Here is a 22793-nt window from a genome sequence, read left to right as displayed (position 1 = left end):
TTTATCTTTCAAGGATAATTACTTATTAAGAAGGCTTCCGAAGTGCTTGATAGTACGAACCATCTGGCTTGTGTATGAGTTCTCGTTGTCATACCATGAAACAACCTGTACCTGTGTGGTTCCGTTGTCAAGAGGAAGAACCATTGTCTGAGTTGCATCAAAGAGAGAACCATATCTCATTCCAACGATATCAGATGAAACGATCTCATCTTCGTTGTAACCGAAGCTCTCATTGCTTGCTGCCTTCATAGCTGCATTGATCTGATCCTTTGTAACGTTTCCTTCAACAACTGCTGTAAGGATAGTTGTTGAACCTGTAGGTGTCGGAACACGCTGAGCAGCACCGATGAGCTTTCCGTTAAGCTCAGGGATAACAAGGCCGATTGCCTTAGCTGCACCAGTTGAGTTAGGAACGATGTTAACTGCTGCTGCACGTGAACGTCTCTTGTCGCCCTTTCTCTGAGGTCCGTCAAGTGTCATCTGATCGCCTGTGTAAGCATGGATCGTGCACATGATACCGGACTTGATAGGTACAAGATCGTTGAGAGCCTTAGCCATAGGAGCTAAGCAGTTTGTTGTACAAGAAGCTGCTGAGATGATCTTGTCATCAGCTGTAAGGTTCTGGTGGTTAACATTATATACGATAGTAGGAAGATCATTTCCTGCAGGAGCAGAAATGATAACGTGCTTAGCGCCTGCATCGATGTGAGCCTGTGACTTTTCCTTGCTTGTATAGAAGCCTGTACACTCAAGAACTACGTCTACACCGAGCTGACCCCAAGGAAGGTTTCTAGCATCTGCTTCCTTGTAGATTGTGATCTTCTTTCCGTCAACAGTGATGGAATCCTCACCGTAAGAAACCTTGTCACAAAGCTCGTAACGACCCTGTGTGCTGTCGTACTTAAGAAGATGTGCAAGCATCTCAGGGCTTGTAAGATCGTTGATTGCAACGATTTCAAATCCCTCTGCACCAAACATCTGTCTGAATGCAAGACGACCGATACGACCAAAACCGTTAATAGCAACTTTAACTGCCATAGTAAATATCCTCCTGATACTTATAATAAAAAATGCATGTTGCAAATGCTGTTTGGATGAAATTTCCGTCAGCAAACATATTGTATGTCATGTTATGTATTTTTGCAAGTGCAAAACAGTAATTTTGTGAAAAATTTCACAGCAGATATTTGGCATATTTAACGTAATTCCAACATATACCTTCATACATATCCGGATTTAATAAAAATACTATATAAAATTTATTTTTTCACAATTGTAAATAACCGCTTAAAGCTGTGCGGCTCCCACGATTAAAAACATATCCTGGGCAGTATAAAACAGCAGGGCATCCGTTTATCAGATGTCCTGCTGCCACTAAATGTCTTTATGATATTTATCACGCAAATCCGTAGTACTTATTTACACCCAGTACAAGTCCTTCCGCATACTTTTCACAGGCTTCCTTTGAGTGGTCTGCGGTCTTGTCGCCAAGCTTTACATATGCCGATATAACAGAAGAATAAGCTGTCTGCACCACATCCTCTTCCACACTGCCGCTAGAGCTGATCTTTACTCCGTTGGCCTCAAGTCCTGAGATCAGACTGTCACCAAGCTTTTTCGATTTATTCCAGTACTTTGAAACCGGCTCAAGCTTTTTAAGCTTATCCGGGGCAGAAACGTAATACGCTCCCACACCGCTTGATGAATCATTGAAATGAATGGAGATATGACAGTCTGCCTTGTTGTTTGCAAGAACCGCTCTTGCAACATCGTCAAGCTGCACATCTTCACCGTCTCTTATCATAAGCACGTCATAGCCTTCGGAGAGAAGCTTATCCCTGAAGCTTTCTGCCACCATAAGGTTTGCGTCTGCTTCGGTTCCTTTATCCTGGAATGTCATTCCTTTGGTCACGGCTTCACAGGCAGTACTTCCGTCCGCTCTTGCCGTTCCGTCAGGATGGCAAAGGATCTTCACATCTTCTCCCCCTGCTGTTCCATGCCCTGCATCCACAGCTATGGTGATATTCTTTTTATCGGCGGCATCGCTTGTATAAAGCCTCGCCCTTCCTGTATTGATCTTTGTATTTTCAGCATACTTCCAGTCGAGATTCAGTCCGATGTCAGTCGCTGCCAATGCAGAAACGCTCATGCACAACGACATGACGCAAGCTATAATTGCTACCTTTATCCTCTTCATTTTTTCCTCTTTCAAATACCTTATAAATATAACTTCAGCCGGGCCGAAATTATTTATAATCACATGTTGAGAATAATCCAAAAAAAGAGGGCCCGCAACCGACAATCGGTTACGTCCCTCTTAAGTATTTCTTACACGCTTATCAGGTCTTGGAAACGGCAAACCATATGAGAACTATCACGCCTAAAACTATACGATAATAGCCAAAAATCGTGAAGCTGTGCTTACGGATATATCTCATCAGGAAGCTTATGCAGTATACACTTACAAGGTAAGCGATAAGCATTCCGAGTACCATGTAGAACCACTGTACAGCATTAAATCCGGCACCTCTCTTGAGAAGCTTCAGAAGGCTTGCTCCGAACATGACAGGTACGGAAAGATAGAATGAAAACTCTGCGGCAGCTGTTCTGGAAACACCGAGAAGCATGGCTCCAATTATGGTAGCACCTGAACGTGAGGTTCCGGGTATAAGGGCGAGACATTGGAAACAGCCTATCCATAATGCAGTTTTGAGGTCCAGCTCACTTACTCTCCTGACAGAAAAGGTGGTTGTTTCATTTCTCTTTTCGACGAGAATAAATGCCACGCCATAGATGATAAGGGTAAGAGCCACCACGAATCCGTTGTAAAGGTAGGTGTCCAGGAAATCGTCCAGAAGAAGTCCCAGCACTGCTGCGGGAAGACAGGCGATGATTATCTTGATCCAGAGCTCAACCTTTGCGGGAGCAAGGCCGATGCCGCCTCTGCGTCTTGCTTCAAAGGGCCATAGCTGTCTGAAAAATGTGGTAACCACCGCGAGTATTGCTCCGAGCTGTATCACAACCTGGAATACCTCATAGTATTCCGCAGGCTGACGAAGCTTGATGATGTCATTAACAAGAATCATGTGACCGGTGGAGGAAACCGGAAGCCACTCGGTGAATCCCTCTACAAGTCCAAAAACCAAAACCTTAAGTATTTCTACAAAACTCATACTAACCCCTTTATAAAAAAATTAAATATTTTCAATCTGCCAGTCAATAGGACTTAAGCCGTTCTCCTCGAGATAGGCATTGGCCTTTGAAAAAGGCTTTGAACCGAAAAATCCGCGATATGCACTGAGGGGACTCGGATGCGGTGACTTCAGTATCAGATGCTTCGGATTGTCAAGCATGGCCTGTTTCATCTGGGCCGGCCTTCCCCAAAGTATGAAGACCATGGGCCTGTCCACCTTGTTAAGCGCCCTGATGGCTGCGTCCGTGAACTCTTCCCAGCCCAGACCCTTATGGCTGTTTGCCTCATGAGCCCGGACCGTGAGAACCGCATTCAGAAGCAGCACGCCCTGATCCGCCCATTTCTTCAGATATCCGTTATTGGGAATGTAACACCCCAGATCGTCATGAAGCTCTTTATAGATATTAACCAGTGACGGCGGAATGTCTATGCCCTGCTTTACGGAAAATGAAAGTCCGTGGGCCTGTCCCGGTTCATGATAGGGATCCTGTCCGAGGATCACCACCTTCACATTACTCACAGGAGTATAGAGGAAAGCATTGAACACATCCTCTGCCGGGGGATAGACCTTTTCTGTCTTGTATTCCCGGTCTATCCTTTCATACAGATTTTTATAATAAGGCTTCTCAAACTCAGGCCTGAGCAAAGCCTCCCAGTCATTATTTATCATCATTTTCTTCTCCGTGGAGCTGAGGGTAATACTTCCGGCGTCCCATAGACACGTTCTTGTAAAGATCGTACAGCAGGGAGCCTGTTTTACCTTCCTCCGGGTGATCCTCCTTCTTTATATTGAGATCATATCTGTCGAAAGCATTGATTATAACCGTCCCCGAAGGATGAACCTGCTCCCTTTGAAATTCCCCGTAATTCCCGTGAACATGGCCGTGGATCATGTATTTGGGCTTATACCTCATGAGAAGATCATTAAAGCACTGAAATCCCTGATGAGGGAGGTCAGTGAGATCTCCGTAGCCCTTCGCGGGGGAATGGGTCAGCAGGATGTCAAAACCGTTATAAAGCATTATGGTACGCCTCAGACGTTCTATCCTTTTCTCCATGTCCCTTTCGGTGTACAGGTATGGGCCTTCCTTATATTTCATGGAGCCCCCAAGCCCAAGTATCCGGAGTCCCCGGAAATCAATGATCCTGTCGTCGGCACAGTCACAGCCCATCGGCGGATGGCTCACGTAGTTACTGTCATGATTCCCGGGAACATAAACAAGGGGCGCGTGTCCCATGGTCACAAGGAATTCCAGGTATCCGGCATGGAGATCTCCCGCAGATATGATGAGATCCACCTCCCGGAGTTTTTCCGGATCGAAATACTCATATAGTAACTTACTTTCTTCGTCAGCGATCAGAAGAACCTTCATCACCCATATCTCCCTTATTTGTCATAAAACCGCTTATGCGCATAAGATACTGTGCTCTCTCGTTGAATGCCTCTATAGGAGGTATGGTGCCTATGATATTGTCATTAAGCCAATGCATATTCACTATTTCCTCACCCGACAATCTCGGATCTGTTTCCTTTTTGATGATGCCCTCCTGGCTACGCAGCTCTCCGCCAAAAGGATTTAACATCTCTTCAACTATACCTTTTTTAAGTGCCTCTGTCATTTTTCTTGAAGCATAGCCAAGCTCTCTCGACAGAATGACATCCACAACCCCCGACTTCATGCCAAACCAGAAATTGAGAGCTTTATGATCCTTTGTCAATGTTGAGTTATCCCAGGTTCCGCTCAAAATGGAGTCTATGATGATCTCATAGAACCTGCCCCAGTCAAATATAGGCATGGCAATGTTTGAAACAACATCCCCGTCCGAAACCATGTAAACGCCGTATTCCTTTCTTGAAACCTTGGGCGGTGTAAGCTCCGGACCCGATATGGTGATAATGTTTTCTCTTCTGAGTTCTTCCCTCCAGTCCGAATCCTTTAGTCCCATCCACTTTAAATGTATGCGAGAATAGGGATTTATCATCTGGGCACCGATGGCAAAGGCATTGACATTGGCAAGGGTGCCATACTGGGGGCAAAGTTCAACATATCCTATGTCATGACCGTCTGTCAGTGACGCCGCAAGGGCTCCCATGATGAATTTCGCCTCATACATACGGCTGTAATAGGTTCTTATGGTGTTGTAATTTGTATTGACAGAGCAATTGAGAATGTATATCTCCGGGTGTTCCACCCTTGCCTTTACGGATTCGTCTATCATCATTCCCGAAGTTGTGAAGATAACGTGGGCACCGGCCTCCGCAGCTTTCTCAAGAGCATCATGCACAAGCTCCGGCGTTTCACAATTCTCATATACCTTGGTTTCTATGTGCTCACCGAACTTTTCTGAAAGATAAGCACGTCCCAGCTCATGTCCGTAGGCCCAGCTTGAGTTCCCTGTACTCTTTTCATATATAAATGCGGCCTTAAGAACATCGCCCCTGAAGCCTGCTTTAGACGTAAAAATGTTGAAAAACTTTAGCTTCTCCTGCTTTTCCAGAAGCTCCGGTTCCTTAACGAGACTGATATCATCCGGCTCCTTCAGGAATTCCTGCCAGATTTGGTCGAGATTTTTATCAATCTGTACATTGGAAACATCCTGGATATTGTAAAGTCCGAATACAGTCAGATAAAGTAAAAATGCATCGCCTATTTTTAAATCCAGACGATCTCCGCCTTTTTTGATGAACACACCCGAAAATCTGCTGAAGGCTGCCTTGACGCTCTTCCTTACCTCTGCGTCCCAGGGCTTTGACATGGGCAGCTTCAGTACATCGCATAGCTTCTGATACTGTCCTTCTTCGCTGAATCTTATTCCATAAAATCCCGCTGCCTTAAAGAACTCAACAAACTCATGATATATATTGTCCTCTTTGCTGCCTGTCCTCTGGGGCATAAGCCTGATGACGTCCGCCACTATGGATTCTGAACCGATGTACTTGGATACGGAAACGCGCTTGTTTCCCTCCTGTACATAAAAACGACCCATGTACTCATAAACCAGTATGGCGTCTCTGATGCCTTCATTCATGGCCGCATCATAAAGAGAACTCCATTTCATGGCAAACTCAGTATCTAAGTCAAGAATGGGCATGAAATTGGTTGCAAATGCCTCCTGCCTGCCACGGGTCTTAGTCCCGGCAAAGGATGATAAAGGTATCTCCATCACACCCAATCTGTTTTCTGCAGTTATTTTGGCAGAAGCAATCATATCGTCAAGGGCTGTCAGATAAGGATATCTGCCGCCGGTTACATCTTTACGATACTGGGCATCCCCCCTGCGTTTTGCCTTTCCATAATCTTCGATCATTAGATTCCCTCTAAATAATAGTGCCACCGGGGACGGTTCTCGCCGGCGAGAACCGTCCCCGGTGGATAACTCGGTGGTAACTCATTGAAACAATGGGATCAGACCTGTCACAGCCTGATCCCTTTCCAAATGTTGCAGTGCCAAATTATGTCACGGATTTTGATCACTTAGGTCCGGTTGTTGAACCTGCGTTTAAGTTTACATTTGAACTACTGTTAACGGATGTACCAACATTGGTAGTTGATGTGCTGATCTCCGACGGAGCAACTGTTGCCGAAACAACATTACCCGAAGTAGATGCGGAAGATGATGGAGATGTTGCGGTAACAGCACTTGTGCTTGAAGAAGGTGTCGTAGTTACCGAAGTATCTGAATCAGGTCCTTCACCTACCGTACCGCTTGCAAGAGTTGTGGAAGCAGCATTGGTTGTGCCGGTATTTCCTGTTGTTGTCACTGTTGTGGTTGTGGTAGTTGTTGTAGTTGTACTGGTTCCGTTGCTGCCGGAAACTGTACTGCTGCTTGTCTCAGAGGCTGCTCCTCCCGGTGTTGTTACTGAACTTGAGCTGTCGGAAGATCCTGTTGATGCATGTGTAACCGAAACTCCGTTAACAGAGCTTGTGCATACACCGTCGCTGTTAAACTTGTACTCAGTGCCGTCAATGGTAAGAGTCTTGTTCTTCTGCATCTTTCCATCCTTAAAGTAATAGTAAGAGCCTTCATACTCAAGCCATCCGACTACCATCTTGCCGTTCTGAGCAAAATAGTACTTCGCACCATCGATTTCCTTAAATCCCTGAGCCATCTTACCGTTCTCGGCATCAAGATAATACTTATTGCCGGAGGCATCTTTTTTCCAGCCTGTCTGCATAACGCCCTGAGCATTGAGATAGTAGTATGAGCCGTTGTTGGAATACCATCCGGTCTGCATAACACCGTTAGACTCAAAACGATACCACTTGCCGTCGATCTTCGCCCATGAATCCATAATGAGGGTTCCGTCTCCCGGCTGGAAATAGTACCACTTATCGTTAAGCTCTATCCAGCCTGTAGTCATGGTTCCGTTAGACTTCAGATAATACCATTTGGTTTCCGAACCTTCCGTAAGTTTGAGCCATCCGGTCTGCATAACACCGTCTGACTGAAGATAATACCACTTGTTATCTATCTGTCTCCAGCCTGTTGCCATGAGGCCGTTGCTCCTGAAATAGTGCCAGTTATCATTGATCTTCTTCCAGCCCGTTACCATATATCCATCGTTTCCAATGTAGTAGTAGCCTGATGAAGTATGTATCCATTTATTGCTGATCTTTTCGTTGGTTGACTCATCTACATAATAATATTTTCCGTCTTTCTGTCCCCAGCCGGCAAATGCCATCGGTGCAAAAGCACTGCATCCGATCAGGATACTAAGTCCGGCCACTCCCAGTTTTGCTTTTATATTCTTAATCATAAGGCACCCCCAAAATCATCTATTGAAATTTTATCACGCATTCAAGCGTAAGTCTTTTTCTATTACATTAAAATTTTTCTAGTTTTCGTAAGATTTTGTAGGAGTCCTTGAAATACCTGTACATCTTAAGGGTGTAATCTCCAAAGCTTTCTCCCAGAGCCATCTTATAAATCCCCCAAAGAGCCCACAGAAGACCGCCGAGGCCCATATAGGCGATCACCAGAGCATAAGCATCATCAGGTGCAAGTCCCTTCAGGGCAATGCCTCCACGGGACTCAAAAATCTTCTGCACTGCCGGCTCTGTCAGTGCCCCTGCCGACACGGAGGTTTCCAACGGACCTTTGTCTTTCCCGCCAGCCTGTAGTTTTATATCCAAAGCTATGGATTCGGGTTCCGGTGTCGCGGCATACACCCTGACGAGCTCTTTCGCCTTATCGAAGCTCATGTAAGAATAGATCGCCGACATTGCAAGATCCAGCAGAGGATCAGCCATTCCCGCATACTCCCAGTCAATCATCTTGAGACCTTCATCAGTAAAAATGAAATTGTCCTTTACGGAGTCAATATGTGCGATGGTCTTCGGTCTGTTCAAAGAATCGATCCAGCCAAGCACCTCCTCCGCCTTCATCCTGACAGCCGGATAGTCCTCGTAGGGAACCTCAGCTCCGGCCTCCTTTATGTCCTTTTCATAATTGCCAAGTTCTCTCTTAAGATCAAAATCATGGCCAAGCTTTATGCCGGAATTATGAAGCTTTTTGAGCATCGACATGCACTGTGAAAGCTCCTTAACATTATCAAAATCCGCATTTCGTGCCCCATGATAATATCTCGATATCTTATATCCGCTTTCCGCATCAAAATATACAAGCTCTTCAGTTATATCAAGTCCTGCGACAGCCTTATAAACTTCTCCCTCCTGCCGGCGGTTGATGAGCTTCTCCGTTCCGGGTCCGGGGATACGACATATAAAGGCTTTGTTCCTGTACTTTTCAGCGATTTCCTCCGAATCCGAAACATTAAAATACCAGGACTTGTTGGTCATGCCTGCCTTAAGGCACTTAATGTTTATGATCTCCGACTCAGGGATTCCGAATATTTCCGAAACCAGCTGCATGGCCTTTGAACCGGAATTGTTAACATACTTCTCGTCAAAGCGACGGAGCTCCTCCAGGTTTTCAAATTCGTAAACCACACCCTCCGGCTGCTTGTTTATATAGATATCCGGAAGGTTCTTCAGATTCCTGATAAGTACATCTTCCCAGTAGAACTGCTCCGTTCCCGGCATCCTGTAATATGCCTCGATAAGCGGAAGAAATGTTTCCGAAAACTCCTTTGTCAGATAAACCGGGCCGTACATGCACCACTTGTCACAGCCGCCTATACGCACGTCCTTTATGACACCGTTCTTTCCGGTCTCCATAGCCCATTCACGGGTCTCCCCCTTCATAAAAGTTGCCGCATACCAGGTATCCGCCTCGAAGCTGTGATAAACATTGTCCCTCATCCAGTTGTCGGAGGACAGGATATAGCAGTTTTTACCCTTAAGTACATCCTTCGCATGATACAAAGTCGCAAGGGTATTTTTATCACTGTATTCAGGATTATAAATAAGCTTTACATCGTACTTATCGATGAGATAATCAAACTTCTCCTTGAGGTATCCTACCATGATGGTGATGTCTCTGACCCCCACTTCATGAAGCTGTCTTATCTGTCTCTCGATCATGCGTTCCCCGAATACCTCCAGGAGTCCCTTTGGAGTCTCATAGGTAAGCGGCACAAATCTTGATCCGAATCCCGAAGCAAGTATCAGCGCCCTTTCCACCCGGTACTTCTCCAGCATCCTTCTTCCCTTTTCGGTTATCTCGTAAGAAACGTTCCTTCCACGCCCTTCTGAACTCTCCACCTTTGAAAGCAGTCCCTCTTCAACCGTTTCCGCTATAAGCTTGTTGGTCTTCCCCAGCGACACCTCCAGCTGCTGTGCGATATCCCTCTGGGTACTTTCCCTGTTCTCAAAAAGAGTCCTTAAAATAATAATCGATTCCCTGCTCGCCTTGCTCATATCTCTTCCTTCGGCCCTCGTCCAATGTTTTGTTCAAATCCACGACATCTTCGTCGCTTTTGAACATAATATCATCATCTCTCCCTCAACGCAAGTGTTCCCGCTACCTATTCTTGATCCTGACGTAACAGTTCGGCCGGGGTATACGTAGCCCGAAGCAGGCAGGCATCCCTCTAAAAACGGGTCGCTTCGTCGGAAAAATCTAAAATTGGCCCCTAAGTGGCTCTAGGCCCTCGCCAATGTCAGAGTTTTCTTTTATGACAACTCTGACTTGGCGAGGGGGCTAAGGAAAAGGGAACCAAGAGCCACTAAGGGGCCAATTTTGATTTTTCACGTCCTCGCTCAACGTTTTTAGAGGGATGCCTGCCTGCTTCGGTCTTTACGTATACCCCGGCCGAACTGTTACTGTTTTACGTTTAGCCAAAGTCAGAGAAAATGCAAGGGATGGGTGGCAGGGCTGTTCTTTCAATCTCGTGGGCCGCCACACGTCCCTTGCATTTTCTCGTCCGGTTATTAATAAACTTACGGCTCAGAAACCTCGAAGATCAAATCGCCGTAGCTTGGATATGGCCACAGATCCTTGTCCACTATCTGCTCGAGCTCGTCAACAGGAGCCCTGAGCGCCTTCATGGCAGGAACGATAACATCGTGGTACTTATGAGCCTTCTTCTCGGCATCCTTCTCCTTGCCGTACTTCTCAACCTTCTCGTAAAGATCAGTACGTGCATCCTCCATGTCCCCAAGAAGCTTTGAAGCTCTCTCAAGAAGAGTCTTCTGCACAGAAACATTGGCATCAGGACATGCCTTTGTAACCTTATTCACTGAATCCGCAAGTCTTGTGGTGTAGTGAATAACCGCCGGAATGATCTGCTTTCCGGAGATATTGATCATGGCACGGGCTTCAATGTTTGTAACCTTTACATAGTGCTCATACTCAACCTCTTTACGGCTCTCCAGCTCAGGCCGAGTGTAAATGCCGAATTCATTGAAAAGCTTAACAGCTTTCTCTGTGGTAAGTGCAGGAATCGCATCAACCATGGATGGAAGGTTCGGAAGTCCGCGTCTATCGGCCTCCTTAACCCAATCTTCACTGTAGCCGTTGCCGTTAAAGATGATCCTCCGGTGATCTGTAAGGAGCTTCTTAATATAGTCGTGGCAGGCGATCTTGAAATCCTCTGCCTTCTCAAGTACATCCGCAGCCTCTTTGAACTGCTCAGCCACTATTGCATCGAGAATGATATTGGCCTCGGCAATGGAATCGCTGGAACCTACCATACGGAATTCGAATTTGTTTCCGGTGAAGGCAAAAGGTGATGTACGGTTACGGTCTGTAACATCAGCATAAAGATCCGGCATGGTGTTGACGCCGGTAGGAAGCTTCTTGCCCTTCTTGGACTTTGTAGCGTAGCCCTGACCGATGAGCTGCTCCACCACGTCCTCAAGCTGTGTTCCGATAAACGCGGAAATGATTGCAGGAGGTGCCTCATCGGCTCCCAGTCTGTGCTCATTTCCCACGTCTGCAGCGCTGAGTCTGAGAAGATCCGCATGCTTGTCAACCGCCGCAAGAACACAGGCCAGAACCAGCAGGAACTGAACATTTTCATGAGGTGTCTCTCCCGGGCTCATGAGGTTAATGCCGTCGTCTGTGGTAAGGGACCAGTTGTTGTGCTTACCGGAACCATTGATACCTTCAAATGGCTTTTCGTGGAGAAGGCACTCAAGGCCGTGTTTGGGCGCAGTCTTCTTCATTACCTCCATCACCAGCTGGTTATGATCTACGGCAAGATTTGCCTCATCATAAACCGGTGCAAGCTCGTGCTGTGCCGGTGCAACTTCATTATGTTCTGTTTTTGCTGTTACTCCGAGTTTCCAAAGCTGAATGTCTACATCGCGCATAAACTCGGCAATTCTGTGTCTGATGGAACCAAAATAGTGATCATCAAGCTCCTGACCCTTTGCAGGCATCACGCCGAACAGGGTACGGCCTGTATAGATAAGGTCTTTACGCTTTAAGTATTTGTTGCGATCAACGAGGAAATACTCCTGCTCTGCGCCTACAGAAGGCTTGACACTTTTAGAGCTTGTATTTCCGAAAAGACGAAGAATACGCAGGGCCTGTTCATTAACAGCCTGCATTGAACGGAGAAGCGGGGTCTTGGTATCAAGCGCCTCACCGCCGAAGGAGCAAAAAGAAGTAGGAATGCAAAGGGTGACAATGTCTCTGTTATCACCTTCATGACGCAGAAATGCAGGGCTTGTGCAATCCCAGATGGTATAGCCTCTGGCTTCGAATGTTGCACGAAGACCTCCGGAAGGAAAAGATGATGCATCTGTTTCACTGCGGACAAGCTCTTTGCCGGAAAACTCCATGATGACCTTTCCGTTTTGATCGGCAGCTGAAATAAAGGAATCATGCTTTTCGGCAGTTATACCCGTAAGCGGCTGGAACCAGTGGGTATAATGAGTGGCGCCATGCTCGAGAGCCCACTCCTTCATCGCCTGAGCAACGGAATCAGCAATAGTCGGATCAAGTTCATAGCCCTCAGTGATCGTCTTCTTAAGCTTCTTATAAACGGCTTTCGGAAGACGTTCCTGCATAACCTTGTCGTTGAAGACATCTTCGCCAAATATCTCAGCAACATTCAGAACATCATTCATTCTCAAATCTCCTTTTAACACCCTTGTCTTTGTATATTTAATTGTGTTGTGCTGATTGTAAACCACAGCACAACAGTGTTGCAAGAAAAAAATAGGCTGCTTTTCATTAAAGACATTGGTTAATGTGATAACCCGGCAGATCACAAAAAAAGCTGCCGGAAACAAATTGTTCCGACAGCCTTTCTCGTCATTTGATTTATTCGTACAGTCAACCGGCTTAACTAAATCGAAAAGCTAAACTGTACTAAAGCTGTTCAGCCGCTTATCAAGCCTTGTTAGCAGAACCGAAGATATTGATCTTGTTCTTGCACTCTGCGATGATAGCCTCTGTGCCCGGCTTAAGGAGCTTACGAGGGTCATAGCCCTTGCCTTCCTTATCCTTGCCAGCCTCAATATACTCTCTTGTAGCCTTAGCAAATACAAGCTGAAGCTCTGTGTTTACATTGATCTTTGAAACACCGAGAGAGATAGCCTTCTTGATCTGATCCTCAGGGATACCTGAACCGCCGTGAAGAACCAGTGGAAGCTCACCGATCTTATCCTTGATAGCTGCGAGAACGTCAAAATCAAGTCCCTTCCAGTCAGCAGGGTATACACCGTGAATGTTTCCGATACCTGCAGCAAGGAAATCGATTCCGAGATCAGCGATCATCTTGCACTCATTAGGATCAGCCTTCTCACCGTCAGATGCAACACCGTCTTCTACACCACCGATACCGCCAACTTCAGCCTCAATAGAAATGCCTAAATCATGAGCAGTCTTAACAAGTTCTTTTGTCTTCTCAACGTTCTCATTAATATCATAGTGAGAACCATCGAACATGATAGAAGTAAATCCAGCTTCGATACAAGCCTTGGAGCCTTCGTATGTACCGTGATCAAGGTGAAGAGCTACAGGAACTGTGATTCCAAGAGACTCATCCATAGCCTTAACCATAGCAACTACTGTCTTGAAGCCTGTCATATACTTGCCGGCACCCTCAGATACACCGAGGATTACAGGTGACTTGCACTCTTCACAAGCAAGAAGAATTGACTTTGTCCACTCGAGATTGTTGATGTTGAACTGTGGGATTGCATAATGTCCTGCAAGTGCCTTGTCCAGCATTTCCTTTGCGTTTACTAACATTTGATTTCCTCCTAATGTAATTACTTTTACATAGCCTGTTAATATATTAACACACTGCGTATTGTATTTCTATAAGAGCATAAAAGATTGTTAATTTTTTCTCATTACGCCCTTATTAATACTTATTTTTTCCAAAACTGAAAATATCATCACATAACAATAAAGTGGTGAAAAAATCATCTTGGTATATAATAGCATTTTTTAAGCAATAATGGTACTCTGCATTATTAAAAATATACAAATTTCCTTTATGCATAAGTAACAGTTCAGCCGGTGGGCATCAGCCGAAGAGGAACTTCTCCACGATATTTTCCATATCTGCTATCTCGCAGACTGTATTGTGACGGATTTCTGCACTGCGTACATCCTTAATTGCTCTTGGCTCAGGAACACCGGCAATCTTCTGAAGCGCATCGATAACCTTGAATACATCCTCATCATCGCCATTCTCACCCAGAGCCTTCATAACATTCGGAGAGAACTTGAAAGGACTTGCGGTTGAAGCGATAACCGTCTTTGTCTTATCGCCGCTTTCCTTAACATAGTTGTCGTAAACTGCCTTGGCAACCGCTGTGTGAGGATCGATGACATAACCGGTCTTCTCCTTGAGAGCCTTGATGGAGGCAAATACTGACCCTTCATCTGCATAGCCGCCCACAAAATCCTTGATGAAGGAACGCATCTCTTCAGTGATCTCGTAAACGCCGGTCTCCTTAAGGTCAGCCATAAGCTTGGCTGTCTTCTCGGCTGAACGTCCTGTGCTGAGATATATGAGACGCTCAAGATTTGAACTGATAAGGATATCCATGGAAGGACTTGAGGTCAGTATGAACGGACGGTTTCTGTCATACTTTCCGGTTCTGAAGAAGTCGGTAAGTACCCTGTTCTCGTTGGAAGCACAGATCAGCTTCTCGATAGGCACTCCCATATGCTTTGCGAGATAAGCCGCAAGGATATTTCCGAAGTTGCCTGTAGGAACACAGACATTGATCTTCTCACCGTCAGTGATCTCACCCTTTGCGAGAAGCTTGGCATACGCATATACATAGTAAGCAACCTGGGGAACGAGACGTCCGATATTGATGGAGTTTGCGGAACTCAGGATAACGCCCTTGTCCTTAAGCTTCTTTGCGAACTCCTTGTCTCCGAATATCTTCTTGACTCCGGTCTGGGCATCATCGAAATTGCCGTGGATAGCAGCCGCATGGGTATTGAGCCCGGGCTCTGTGCGCATCTGAAGCTCCTGAAACTTTGATACGCCGCCGTAAGGATAGAAAACGATGATTTCTGTTCCCGGCACATCACTGAAGCCTGCCATGGCAGCCTTTCCGGTATCGCCGGAGGTAGCTGTAAGGATAACGATCTTGTCGGTAACATTGTTCTTTCTTGCACTTGTCACCATGAGGTGGGGAAGTATGGAGAGCGCCATATCCTTAAAGGCAATGGTTCTTCCGTGGAAAAGCTCAAGGAAATATGCGTCGTCCTTCTTTACAAGGGGAGCTATCTCCGGGGTCTCGAATTTCTCATCATAGGCAGAATTGATGCAGTGACGAAGCTCCTCCTCTGTGAAATCCGTAAGGAACTCCTTCATAACCTCATAAGCGAGATCCTGATAGGACATGCCGCTGAGCTCCTTTAAAGATTTTGAAAGCTTGGGAAGTGCTTCCGGCATGAATAATCCACCGTCATCCGAAAGTCCCTTAAGTATAGCCTCTGATGCCTGTAAGCCTGTTTCTCCTCCGCGTGTACTGTTATAAAGCATTGATCTCTCCTCCTATATTAACGTTGCTTTTTAGAGCCTTAATATCTGATATACTGACAAGATTCGGTCAGCCCCTATATCAACACTGTTTTTGAGCCTTAATATCCGACATACTGACAAGATCCTGACGGCTCCTATGTCAAAGCGTATTTTTCGTAAATTCCCGTATGAAAAATGTCGGTCTAATCGGCTCCATTTTCCAAAAGACTTCTGATCTTTGTTTTCATAAGATCAAACGCCACATCATTAAGTCCGCTGTTGATAACTATATCCGCCTTAGCCTTTGTGGGCTCAACATAAAGATAATGCATCGGCTTTACGGTTGTGAGATACTGGGTGGAAATGTCTTCAACCTGTCTGCCACGTTCCTTTACGTCACGGATGATTCGTCTGATGATTCTTTCATCCGCATCTGCTTCAACGTAAATCTTGATGTCAAAAAGCGAACGAAGCTCGGGATTCTCAAGAACCAGGATGCCTTCAACAATGATTATCCTTGAAGGCTTAAGCTCTATGGTTTTATCTGTACGGTTGTGCTGTGAATAATCATATACAGGACACTGTACCGATTCTCCCCTTCTAAGGGATTTTAAATGCGAGATCAGAAGATCCGTCTCAAAGGCTTCCGGAGAATCATAATTGTTCTTCTGACGTATCTCAAAGGGGATTCCGTCGTTGGATTTATAGTAATTGTCATGATAAATAACAGTTACCTTGTCTCCGAATTCAGTTTTGATCCTGTTTGTAAATGTAGACTTGCCGGAACCTGAACCGCCGGCGATGCCGATCATAATACAGCTCATAAATATTACACCTCTGTGTTTTTGTTAAAGCAATGCTGCCACAGGAGCGGATTCTGCCGGCGGTATGTTCTGCCTCCGGATCACCTTTCCCGTAGAGTTTCTACATCATTATAATCATATACATAAGTCCTTTTCAACCGAAGACAAAAGAAAAACCGGGGTAAAACCCCGGTTATATAAATCCCAGTTATAGCACTGATATATTTAAAAGCTTTGATGATCATTCACCGGCTCCCGTTTGTTTCTATGGTCCGTTTCAGGATCAGAGGCACATGCCCTTCGTGGAGACATTTCGCTTCTTCCTTAAAATCCTGCATAGTGCAGAAACCAAAAGGCATCCGAAAAGCACTCCCAGTGAATCGATCAGAACGTCGCTGACCATCCCGGCTCTTCCCGGCACAAACAGCTGGTGAAACTCATCCGTGGCCGCATAGGCTGTACCCGCAAGAAAAGCGTTCTTAAACGAAGCTTTCAGATTCATGCCAAAGCTTTCACGGCATGTCATAAATAAAAGGATACCAAGTATCGTATACTCCGTGGCATGTGCCGCTTTTCTCACCGGATGATCGATGTTTTCGGCAAACTCCAGCTGTGCCTCCTCAGACCACCCGATATATCCCGGCACAAAGATCTTTCCTATGGCTTCGCCAACTCGCAGACTCGTTTCAGTAGAATCATCCGCAGGCTGCGAAGACATCAGAAATATCGCCAGCATCCACAGCAGGACCAGCACCGGAAAAAAACACCTCTTCCTGCTCTTATTATGATCATTTTTAAATTCGTTCCTCATACATCAGCGCTCTTATTTCAACCATAATACAGACCTTAAGATGTCAATCCTATCCACAAAGCCCTATTCAACCAGGCATCTGAGCCCTTACCCTTCCTTACTCTTCTTTCTCCTTCGCGGCGTGATCTGTCTCTTACTGATATAAAGCATAAATGCCGAAAGCAGGAGCATAGTGGCTACCACTTCCGAAATGAATCTAGCCTCACTGATGCCCATGGCATCCTTAAATATATAGGACACTATGATCAATGCATAACTGACAAAAATGATAACGTAAGCTATGGCATTGGACGCCGCGGTACTGTTCACAAGAGAGCTTCCCATGATTCCTACACTGGTGCAGAAAACCGCCGTTACCGTAAGGGCACTTATATACTGCAGGACCTCCGTAAGTGTGATGCCTCCGTATATATACACGGTTGAAAGTATGGGTATGGAGGTGATCACCAGAAGAAACAGTGTACTCAGCGCTCCCAGAAACTTGCCGATCACTATATCCCAGGGATCCAGCTGCGTCGTAAGAAGCAGACCCAGGGTCTTCCTCTCTCTTTCTCCGGAAATGGACGAAGAGGTGAGAGCCGGAGCTATGAGAAGGATAAGGAGCAGCTCAGCTGCTGCTGCGATATAGTATATCCTCAGGAAATTAATATAGGATATTTCTCCCGTTGCCCTTGCATTTTTCGAAACATAGAAAAGATTTACAAGTACCAGAAAGGCAAGGCAGCCATTTACCAGCGTGATAAGAAAGGGAAGAAAATATCTTCTCACACTTGTTATCTCATCCTTTTTAAAAATCGGACTCAGCTTCATAGTAGGTCACCCTCCTTTCTTCCCTGGCTCCGGTAAGCTGCAGGAACAATGACTCCAGATTCCCTTTTTCACGATGGAAGCCTTTGATACTAACCCCTGCCTCCACCAGTCTTTTGAGAAGCTGCGCCTCATCCCTGTCCGAACCTCCATAGGTGATTAGGAGATCCTTGTTACGGATACTTACAGACTTCACCATCTTATCATCCCGTAATGTGGCAAGTGCCGAACTTAAATTACCCGAGACTGAGATGATGATGGGGTTGGAAGCATTAACCTGATCAAGTACATCCTCGATTTTTCCTTCCATAACGATTTTTCCCTGATCTATGATTCCTATATCGGTACAGAGTTCAGAAATCTCGTTAAGTATATGGGAGGAAATGACTATGGTTTTACCGGAATCCGCAAGGTTCGCTATTATCTGACGAAACTCAAATCTTGTATTGGGATCCAGTCCCGCAGTAGGCTCATCCAGTATGAGTATCTTCGGGTCGTGGATAAGGGCTCTTGCAAGGCTCAGCTTCTGCTGCCCTCCGCGGCTCAGGGAATCCATGTACTGATTCTGCCTGTCGGCAAGTCCTACCATATTGAGAAGCTTCTGAATGCGCCTTTTTATCTTCGGCTCATTCATATCGTAGCATTCCGCGAAAAAATCCATGTACTCAATGATGCGGAGATTCGGGTAGCTTCCCGTATAATCAGGAACATATCCTATCCTTCGCTTAAGTCTGCGGACATTGGAACCGGCTTCCATATCATCCACCATAACCACACCCTGATCTGGAAAATCAAGACCGCACATGATCTGGATCGCCGTGGTTTTGCCTGCTCCGTTGGGACCGACGAAACCATACATGGCACCATCTTCTATGTGCATGGTGAGCCCGTCAAGAGCATTTATATGTCCGTATGTCTTTTTAACATTCTCAAGGGCGATCATCCTGAGACTCTCCTTCCTGTGTTTCAGTGGCAGGAACCGACGGAGCTATCTCATCGGCGACCACACTTCCGTCAGCATCCAGCGGTAGCGGTCCCACTTCCTCCTGCTGCTCATCTCCGGTTCCGTTATCAAGTATCTGATTTATGACAGTAACATTTTCCTTCACGGTGACAGTGATCATAGGCAGATACATTCTCTCATCGATGCCGAGATTCTGCTCGCCGGGTGTATACTTCACCACGAGAACATTATCCTCACCAAGGTAGTAGGTAAGCTCCTTATCGGTCAGAACTCCGTCCCCAATATCCACGGGATCAAAGCCTCCGGTACGATTGTTGTAGAAGCTTAAGGAGCCCTTAAACGGTCTCAGATTTCCTATCCTGTGGTTCGTATTTCCGGAATCATCGGAGCTCAGGCTCTCTATGGTGATACTGCTAATGTTATCGCCCTCTCCAAGGTGGTAAGCCAGAACTGCAGGAACCACGCCGGAAATAGTGTTGTCACTGATGTTATAATCTCCGGCTCTTACCTCAGGATCCGTAGACATGACGCTGTAGCTGTACTCATCCCCGACTCTTGTGTCAAGCGGAAGAGACGCCACCACCATGCTGACTCCGTAGCTGTCATAGTTAAGCTGATCCGAAAAGCTCAAGCGTTCTCCCAGACCGCTCTCACGGACAAAGCCTACAAGTCTTGCATCCCCGTAATAACCCGCCATGTTGTCGGAAATATAGTATTTCAGGAAGCTGAAATTGGCGCCGTCCGTAACCGTATCCGCAATCCTTTGATAATCCCCGACGGGAACATTGATGATATCCTTTCCCGACAGATCAACTTCCTCACCTGCTCCGAGTTTCCCAATAAGGATAACCTTTCCATAGATAAGGATGGCTGCGTCGGAAAGCTCATAGTCCGAGTCATTTTTGAGAACACCCTGAACCTTCCCGTTTGAATACACCATATCTGTGGTGAAGCAGCCTCCGGAATTGGGAGTTTTCGTGTTAAACTCAAAATATCTTCCCGTAAAAGTATCGGTATGGGAAATGATTATCTCCGTTTTGTCACGGTCATTATTGATGGTGGTATGTCCGGTCTCTGTATCCAATGAAAGCTCCTGGATATCTCCGTTGTAGTCGGATCCCTTAAGCACCGGATATACATAGTACTCGGATTTAACATCAAAGGTATAGGTGCTGTTATAGGGAGACCTTAAATTTACATAATCGATCTCGTTAATACTGTCTTTGGACACTTCATTTAGCTTTGCGTAGGTAAGGAAGGGACCTGAAAATCTGGTTCCCACACCCATGACCCATATGAGCATGGCCGCAAGGGCTGTGACCACTATAACCCCCGGCCTGTAAAGCCTTATCATGTCATGGGTACGGAGATAGAAATAAAGTCCCGGACCCACCAGAAGCACATAGGCAGACAGAATCGTCACGTAAAACAGCGGTTCAGGGATCTTGCTGAGATCACTCATATTCATGAGAGCCTGGATATCCCAGTAACGCTTGAGACTCCTCTCCGATGCCGCAACAGACAGCTTGTCCAGACGGTTCTGACCGAGTATCGCCTTAAAAAGGTCATCCACATAGAACATCTGATCCGTTGCAAATCTTTGGATATCGCAAAAGTCATAGCCAGAGACTGCTATAGCTCCCGTTCCCTCCGTAACCATTGAAATGATGGGAACACCGTCGGAATACATTACCTCTCTTCCACGGGTAAGGGTCACGGCAGAAGCATTGAGATCAAGGATATTTTTGCCTGATCCTCCAGAATACTGATCACCCATATTGAGCTTCATTTCTCTCGGCATAAGGGGCTCTCTCAGATATCCGTCAAAGTAAGGCGCAAGAGCAAAATTCCCCTTTGCTCCTGTTCCGAGAACCAGGACACCGCCCTTTTTAACCCAGTCTATGATGGTTTCAGCCTCGATTTCTTTCATCTTCTGAATGTTGTAGTCAGAAATAAAAAGCACATCCAGCTGATCAAGCTCTTTCTTGTCCTTCGGAAGATTATCCGTATCGAGAGTTACGGTTCTTGTGCGGAGGATACCGTTATTGATGCCGACACCTCCAAGATAGGTAAGGGTTTCCGGACTCTGGGAAATGAGTCCGATGATAAGCTCCGCGTCAGAGCCCGCCACGTCAAGACCGACTCGTCTTGAGCCTAAAAGCTCTCCCTTGGAATCCTCGGCAGTCACCAGGATCTGATTTACACCGGAGCTCAGTGATACAGTGGCAGACAGCACGTCCTCTGATTCTCCTTCCACCGTCTTCCTGTATCTGTACTCATAAACACTGTCCTCAGACTCCACCATGTACACATGGATATAACCTGAAAAAGTCTTTTCGCCTGTATTTTCTATGGTAATGCTTAAGGGTAGAAATCTTCCGGCCTTGGCAGTATTCTGATACCCGTAGGTCACGGAAAGATCAATGGTGTCCGCCTTCGCCATGAGAGGAAATACCATCACAAGGAAAAGCACAGCAAAAATAATCTTTATCTTTGAAAGCAGGCGTAAAGAAAGCCTTGCATTATCTTCTGTAGTCATAACCTCTTGAGTCATGATTGTGGGATTCAATATTTCTGGATTCAAAATTCTCTTTCCCTTCCTCAAAGTGGATCTTCAGCTTAACGGTGAAAACCGTTCCCGAAAGATCGGAAGATACCGAAACCGCACCATGATGCATGTCGGTAATGTTTTTAACGATGGCAAGTCCCAGGCCCGTTCCGCCGGGACCGTTCTGAGTGGTACGGCTGTGGTCAGTCCTATAAAATCTGTCAAAAATAAGAGGCAGTTCCTTTTCCGGGATCACATAACCGTAATTGACGATCTTTATGGTGACGATCTCTCTGTCGGCACGGAGGTTGACCTTAACTCTCTTACCCTCTTTACCGTACTTGATGGCATTGTTGATAAGATTGTCAAAAAGCCTGGCCAGAAGATCTCCGTCTGCTTCTATGATCTGGGAGCCGGTATTGGAAACATAATCGTAGCTTAGCCCGTTCTTGGCGAAATTCGGATAACTTTCCTCAAGGAGCTGAGCCAGGAGCTTTACTATATCAACCTCTGTGATGTTCAGATTCACTTTTCCGTAGGAAAGCTTTGTGAATCCGAAAAGCTCCTCGATAAGCTTCTGAAGTCTCTCCGATTTGTTATAGGCTATATCCAGATACTTTTGTCTCATTTCCGGAGAAATGCTGTTATTCTTTCTGAGAAGCTCCAGATATCCGATGATGGATGTAAGCGGAGTTCTCAGATCATGGGCAACATTGGTGATAAGATCCGTTTTTGACTGCTCTGAATTTCGTTCCTTCTCGATGAGATCCCTGATATCCTTTTCCATACGGCTGATGTTTTCGGCAATTTCAGTAAGCTCTCCCTCACCGGTGACATCAAGCTTTGTGGTGAGATCCCCTTCCGAAATCTGCTGCACCGCATTGGCGATGGTCTCAATGTCTCTTGCCGTTTTCCTCTGCATCATCAGAAAGATAAAAGAAAAAACAGCTATTCCGAACAGCACAAAAAGAAGGACACTTATCGTAGACCCGAAAGCAAAACGTTTCACTGTCTGCGAGTCGTTTCCCGTCTGATAAAGAAAACTTGTGATGGCTGTAATATTGGTGACCAGAAAGACCTCAAGAACTGCGGTGATCACTGCCGAAACGCCTATATTGGCGATAAGCTGCATCATATAACCGCGTCCTGTACTGATCCTGCCGGTACTTTGTTTTTTTTCGTTATCCAAGGCTTTGTCTCACCTTTCAATGGTTCTCTGCCATGGGTGTACTACCTGGGACGGTTCTCGCGGTTGAGAACCGTCCCAGGTGGCAATCGCAATTGAGGACCGTTCCCCATGACACCGATAGCACTCTAC

At 46.0% G+C, this 22793-nt stretch carries 17 protein-coding genes; all 17 read right to left on the bottom strand.

The window, feature by feature from the left end:
• Window positions 1-18: 18 nt before the first annotated feature.
• Entirely contained in the window at window positions 19-1038 is a 1020-nt protein-coding gene (gene gap, locus G625_RS0116010) for a type I glyceraldehyde-3-phosphate dehydrogenase (protein WP_029201899.1), read from the bottom strand.
• Window positions 1039-1396: 358 nt separating this feature from the next.
• On the bottom strand, window positions 1397-2197 hold the full coding sequence (locus G625_RS0116005; RefSeq protein WP_029201898.1) for an N-acetylmuramoyl-L-alanine amidase family protein: 801 nt from the start codon (window positions 2195-2197) through the stop codon (window positions 1397-1399).
• A gap of 142 nt (window positions 2198-2339) precedes the next feature.
• Window positions 2340-3173 carry an undecaprenyl-diphosphate phosphatase gene (locus tag G625_RS0116000; RefSeq protein ID WP_029201897.1) on the bottom strand — a complete coding sequence of 278 codons (834 nt, stop codon included), beginning with the start codon at window positions 3171-3173 and terminating at the stop codon, window positions 2340-2342.
• Between the two features lie 21 nt (window positions 3174-3194).
• Entirely contained in the window at window positions 3195-3863 is a 669-nt protein-coding gene (locus G625_RS0115995) for a uracil-DNA glycosylase (protein WP_029201896.1), read from the bottom strand.
• Window positions 3853-4566: a metallophosphoesterase family protein gene (locus G625_RS0115990; RefSeq protein ID WP_029201895.1), complete on the bottom strand. Its 714-nt coding sequence runs from the start codon at window positions 4564-4566 to the stop codon at window positions 3853-3855. Before G625_RS0115990 ends, G625_RS0115995 begins: the two co-directional genes overlap by 11 nt.
• Window positions 4544-6502, bottom strand: coding sequence for a BMP family ABC transporter substrate-binding protein (locus tag G625_RS20495; protein WP_044933118.1), 1959 nt, complete (start codon window positions 6500-6502; stop codon window positions 4544-4546). Before G625_RS20495 ends, G625_RS0115990 begins: the two co-directional genes overlap by 23 nt.
• A gap of 163 nt (window positions 6503-6665) precedes the next feature.
• Window positions 6666-7952, bottom strand: a complete 1287-nt coding sequence (locus G625_RS20490; protein ID WP_049895963.1) for an N-acetylmuramoyl-L-alanine amidase family protein — start codon at window positions 7950-7952, stop codon at window positions 6666-6668.
• Between the two features lie 67 nt (window positions 7953-8019).
• Window positions 8020-10014, bottom strand: a complete 1995-nt coding sequence (locus G625_RS0115975; protein WP_029201894.1) for a sugar phosphate nucleotidyltransferase — start codon at window positions 10012-10014, stop codon at window positions 8020-8022.
• A gap of 522 nt (window positions 10015-10536) precedes the next feature.
• Window positions 10537-12672 (bottom strand): glutamine synthetase III family protein, encoded by a 2136-nt coding sequence (locus G625_RS0115970; protein ID WP_029201893.1) that lies wholly within the window; start codon window positions 12670-12672, stop codon window positions 10537-10539.
• Between the two features lie 265 nt (window positions 12673-12937).
• Window positions 12938-13801, bottom strand: coding sequence for a class II fructose-1,6-bisphosphate aldolase (gene fba / locus G625_RS0115965; RefSeq protein WP_029201892.1), 864 nt, complete (start codon window positions 13799-13801; stop codon window positions 12938-12940).
• A 280-nt stretch (window positions 13802-14081) separates the two neighbouring features.
• Window positions 14082-15563 (bottom strand): threonine synthase, encoded by a 1482-nt coding sequence (gene thrC, locus G625_RS0115960; protein ID WP_029201891.1) that lies wholly within the window; start codon window positions 15561-15563, stop codon window positions 14082-14084.
• 182 nt (window positions 15564-15745) lie between these two features.
• Window positions 15746-16366, bottom strand: coding sequence for a uridine kinase (udk, locus tag G625_RS0115955; protein ID WP_029201890.1), 621 nt, complete (start codon window positions 16364-16366; stop codon window positions 15746-15748).
• 262 nt (window positions 16367-16628) lie between these two features.
• Window positions 16629-17156, bottom strand: a complete 528-nt coding sequence (locus G625_RS20485; protein ID WP_049895961.1) for a VanZ family protein — start codon at window positions 17154-17156, stop codon at window positions 16629-16631.
• 87 nt (window positions 17157-17243) lie between these two features.
• Window positions 17244-17966 carry an ABC transporter permease gene (locus G625_RS20480; protein WP_049895960.1) on the bottom strand — a complete coding sequence of 241 codons (723 nt, stop codon included), beginning with the start codon at window positions 17964-17966 and terminating at the stop codon, window positions 17244-17246.
• The gene (locus tag G625_RS0115940; RefSeq protein WP_029201889.1) at window positions 17944-18906 is read right to left on the bottom strand and encodes an ABC transporter ATP-binding protein; all 963 of its coding nucleotides are present in this window, start codon (window positions 18904-18906) and stop codon (window positions 17944-17946) included. The genes G625_RS20480 and G625_RS0115940 overlap by 23 nt, the downstream gene beginning before the upstream one ends.
• Window positions 18893-21511 carry a hypothetical protein gene (locus tag G625_RS0115935; protein ID WP_207637314.1) on the bottom strand — a complete coding sequence of 873 codons (2619 nt, stop codon included), beginning with the start codon at window positions 21509-21511 and terminating at the stop codon, window positions 18893-18895. The genes G625_RS0115940 and G625_RS0115935 overlap by 14 nt, the downstream gene beginning before the upstream one ends.
• A complete protein-coding gene (locus tag G625_RS20475; RefSeq protein WP_330365064.1) occupies window positions 21450-22664 on the bottom strand; it encodes a sensor histidine kinase in 1215 nt (404 codons plus the stop codon). Before G625_RS20475 ends, G625_RS0115935 begins: the two co-directional genes overlap by 62 nt.
• Between the last annotated feature and the right edge of the window lie 129 nt (window positions 22665-22793).

It is taken from the genome of Oribacterium sp. NK2B42 (genome assembly GCF_000424445.1).
GTDB lineage: Bacteria > Bacillota > Clostridia > Lachnospirales > Lachnospiraceae > Oribacterium.
Note: the sequence above shows the minus strand (reverse complement) of the source record. Positions and strands in the feature narration are given on the sequence as shown.

What these genes read in the sequence shown, in the direction of transcription:
- gap (WP_029201899.1), bottom strand. Translation starts at nt 1,038, where the DNA reads ATGGCAGTTAAAGTTGCTATTAACGGTTTTGGTCGTATCGGTCGTCTT.
- G625_RS0116005 (WP_029201898.1), bottom strand. Translation starts at nt 2,197, where the DNA reads ATGAAGAGGATAAAGGTAGCAATTATAGCTTGCGTCATGTCGTTGTGC.
- G625_RS0116000 (WP_029201897.1), bottom strand. Translation starts at nt 3,173, where the DNA reads ATGAGTTTTGTAGAAATACTTAAGGTTTTGGTTTTTGGACTTGTAGAG.
- G625_RS0115995 (WP_029201896.1), bottom strand. Translation starts at nt 3,863, where the DNA reads ATGATAAATAATGACTGGGAGGCTTTGCTCAGGCCTGAGTTTGAGAAG.
- G625_RS0115990 (WP_029201895.1), bottom strand. Translation starts at nt 4,566, where the DNA reads ATGAAGGTTCTTCTGATCGCTGACGAAGAAAGTAAGTTACTATATGAG.
- G625_RS20495 (WP_044933118.1), bottom strand. Translation starts at nt 6,502, where the DNA reads ATGATCGAAGATTATGGAAAGGCAAAACGCAGGGGGGATGCCCAGTAT.
- G625_RS20490 (WP_049895963.1), bottom strand. Translation starts at nt 7,952, where the DNA reads ATGATTAAGAATATAAAAGCAAAACTGGGAGTGGCCGGACTTAGTATC.
- G625_RS0115975 (WP_029201894.1), bottom strand. Translation starts at nt 10,014, where the DNA reads ATGAGCAAGGCGAGCAGGGAATCGATTATTATTTTAAGGACTCTTTTT.
- G625_RS0115970 (WP_029201893.1), bottom strand. Translation starts at nt 12,672, where the DNA reads ATGAATGATGTTCTGAATGTTGCTGAGATATTTGGCGAAGATGTCTTC.
- fba (WP_029201892.1), bottom strand. Translation starts at nt 13,801, where the DNA reads ATGTTAGTAAACGCAAAGGAAATGCTGGACAAGGCACTTGCAGGACAT.
- thrC (WP_029201891.1), bottom strand. Translation starts at nt 15,563, where the DNA reads ATGCTTTATAACAGTACACGCGGAGGAGAAACAGGCTTACAGGCATCA.
- udk (WP_029201890.1), bottom strand. Translation starts at nt 16,366, where the DNA reads ATGAGCTGTATTATGATCGGCATCGCCGGCGGTTCAGGTTCCGGCAAG.
- G625_RS20485 (WP_049895961.1), bottom strand. Translation starts at nt 17,156, where the DNA reads ATGAGGAACGAATTTAAAAATGATCATAATAAGAGCAGGAAGAGGTGT.
- G625_RS20480 (WP_049895960.1), bottom strand. Translation starts at nt 17,966, where the DNA reads ATGAAGCTGAGTCCGATTTTTAAAAAGGATGAGATAACAAGTGTGAGA.
- G625_RS0115940 (WP_029201889.1), bottom strand. Translation starts at nt 18,906, where the DNA reads ATGATCGCCCTTGAGAATGTTAAAAAGACATACGGACATATAAATGCT.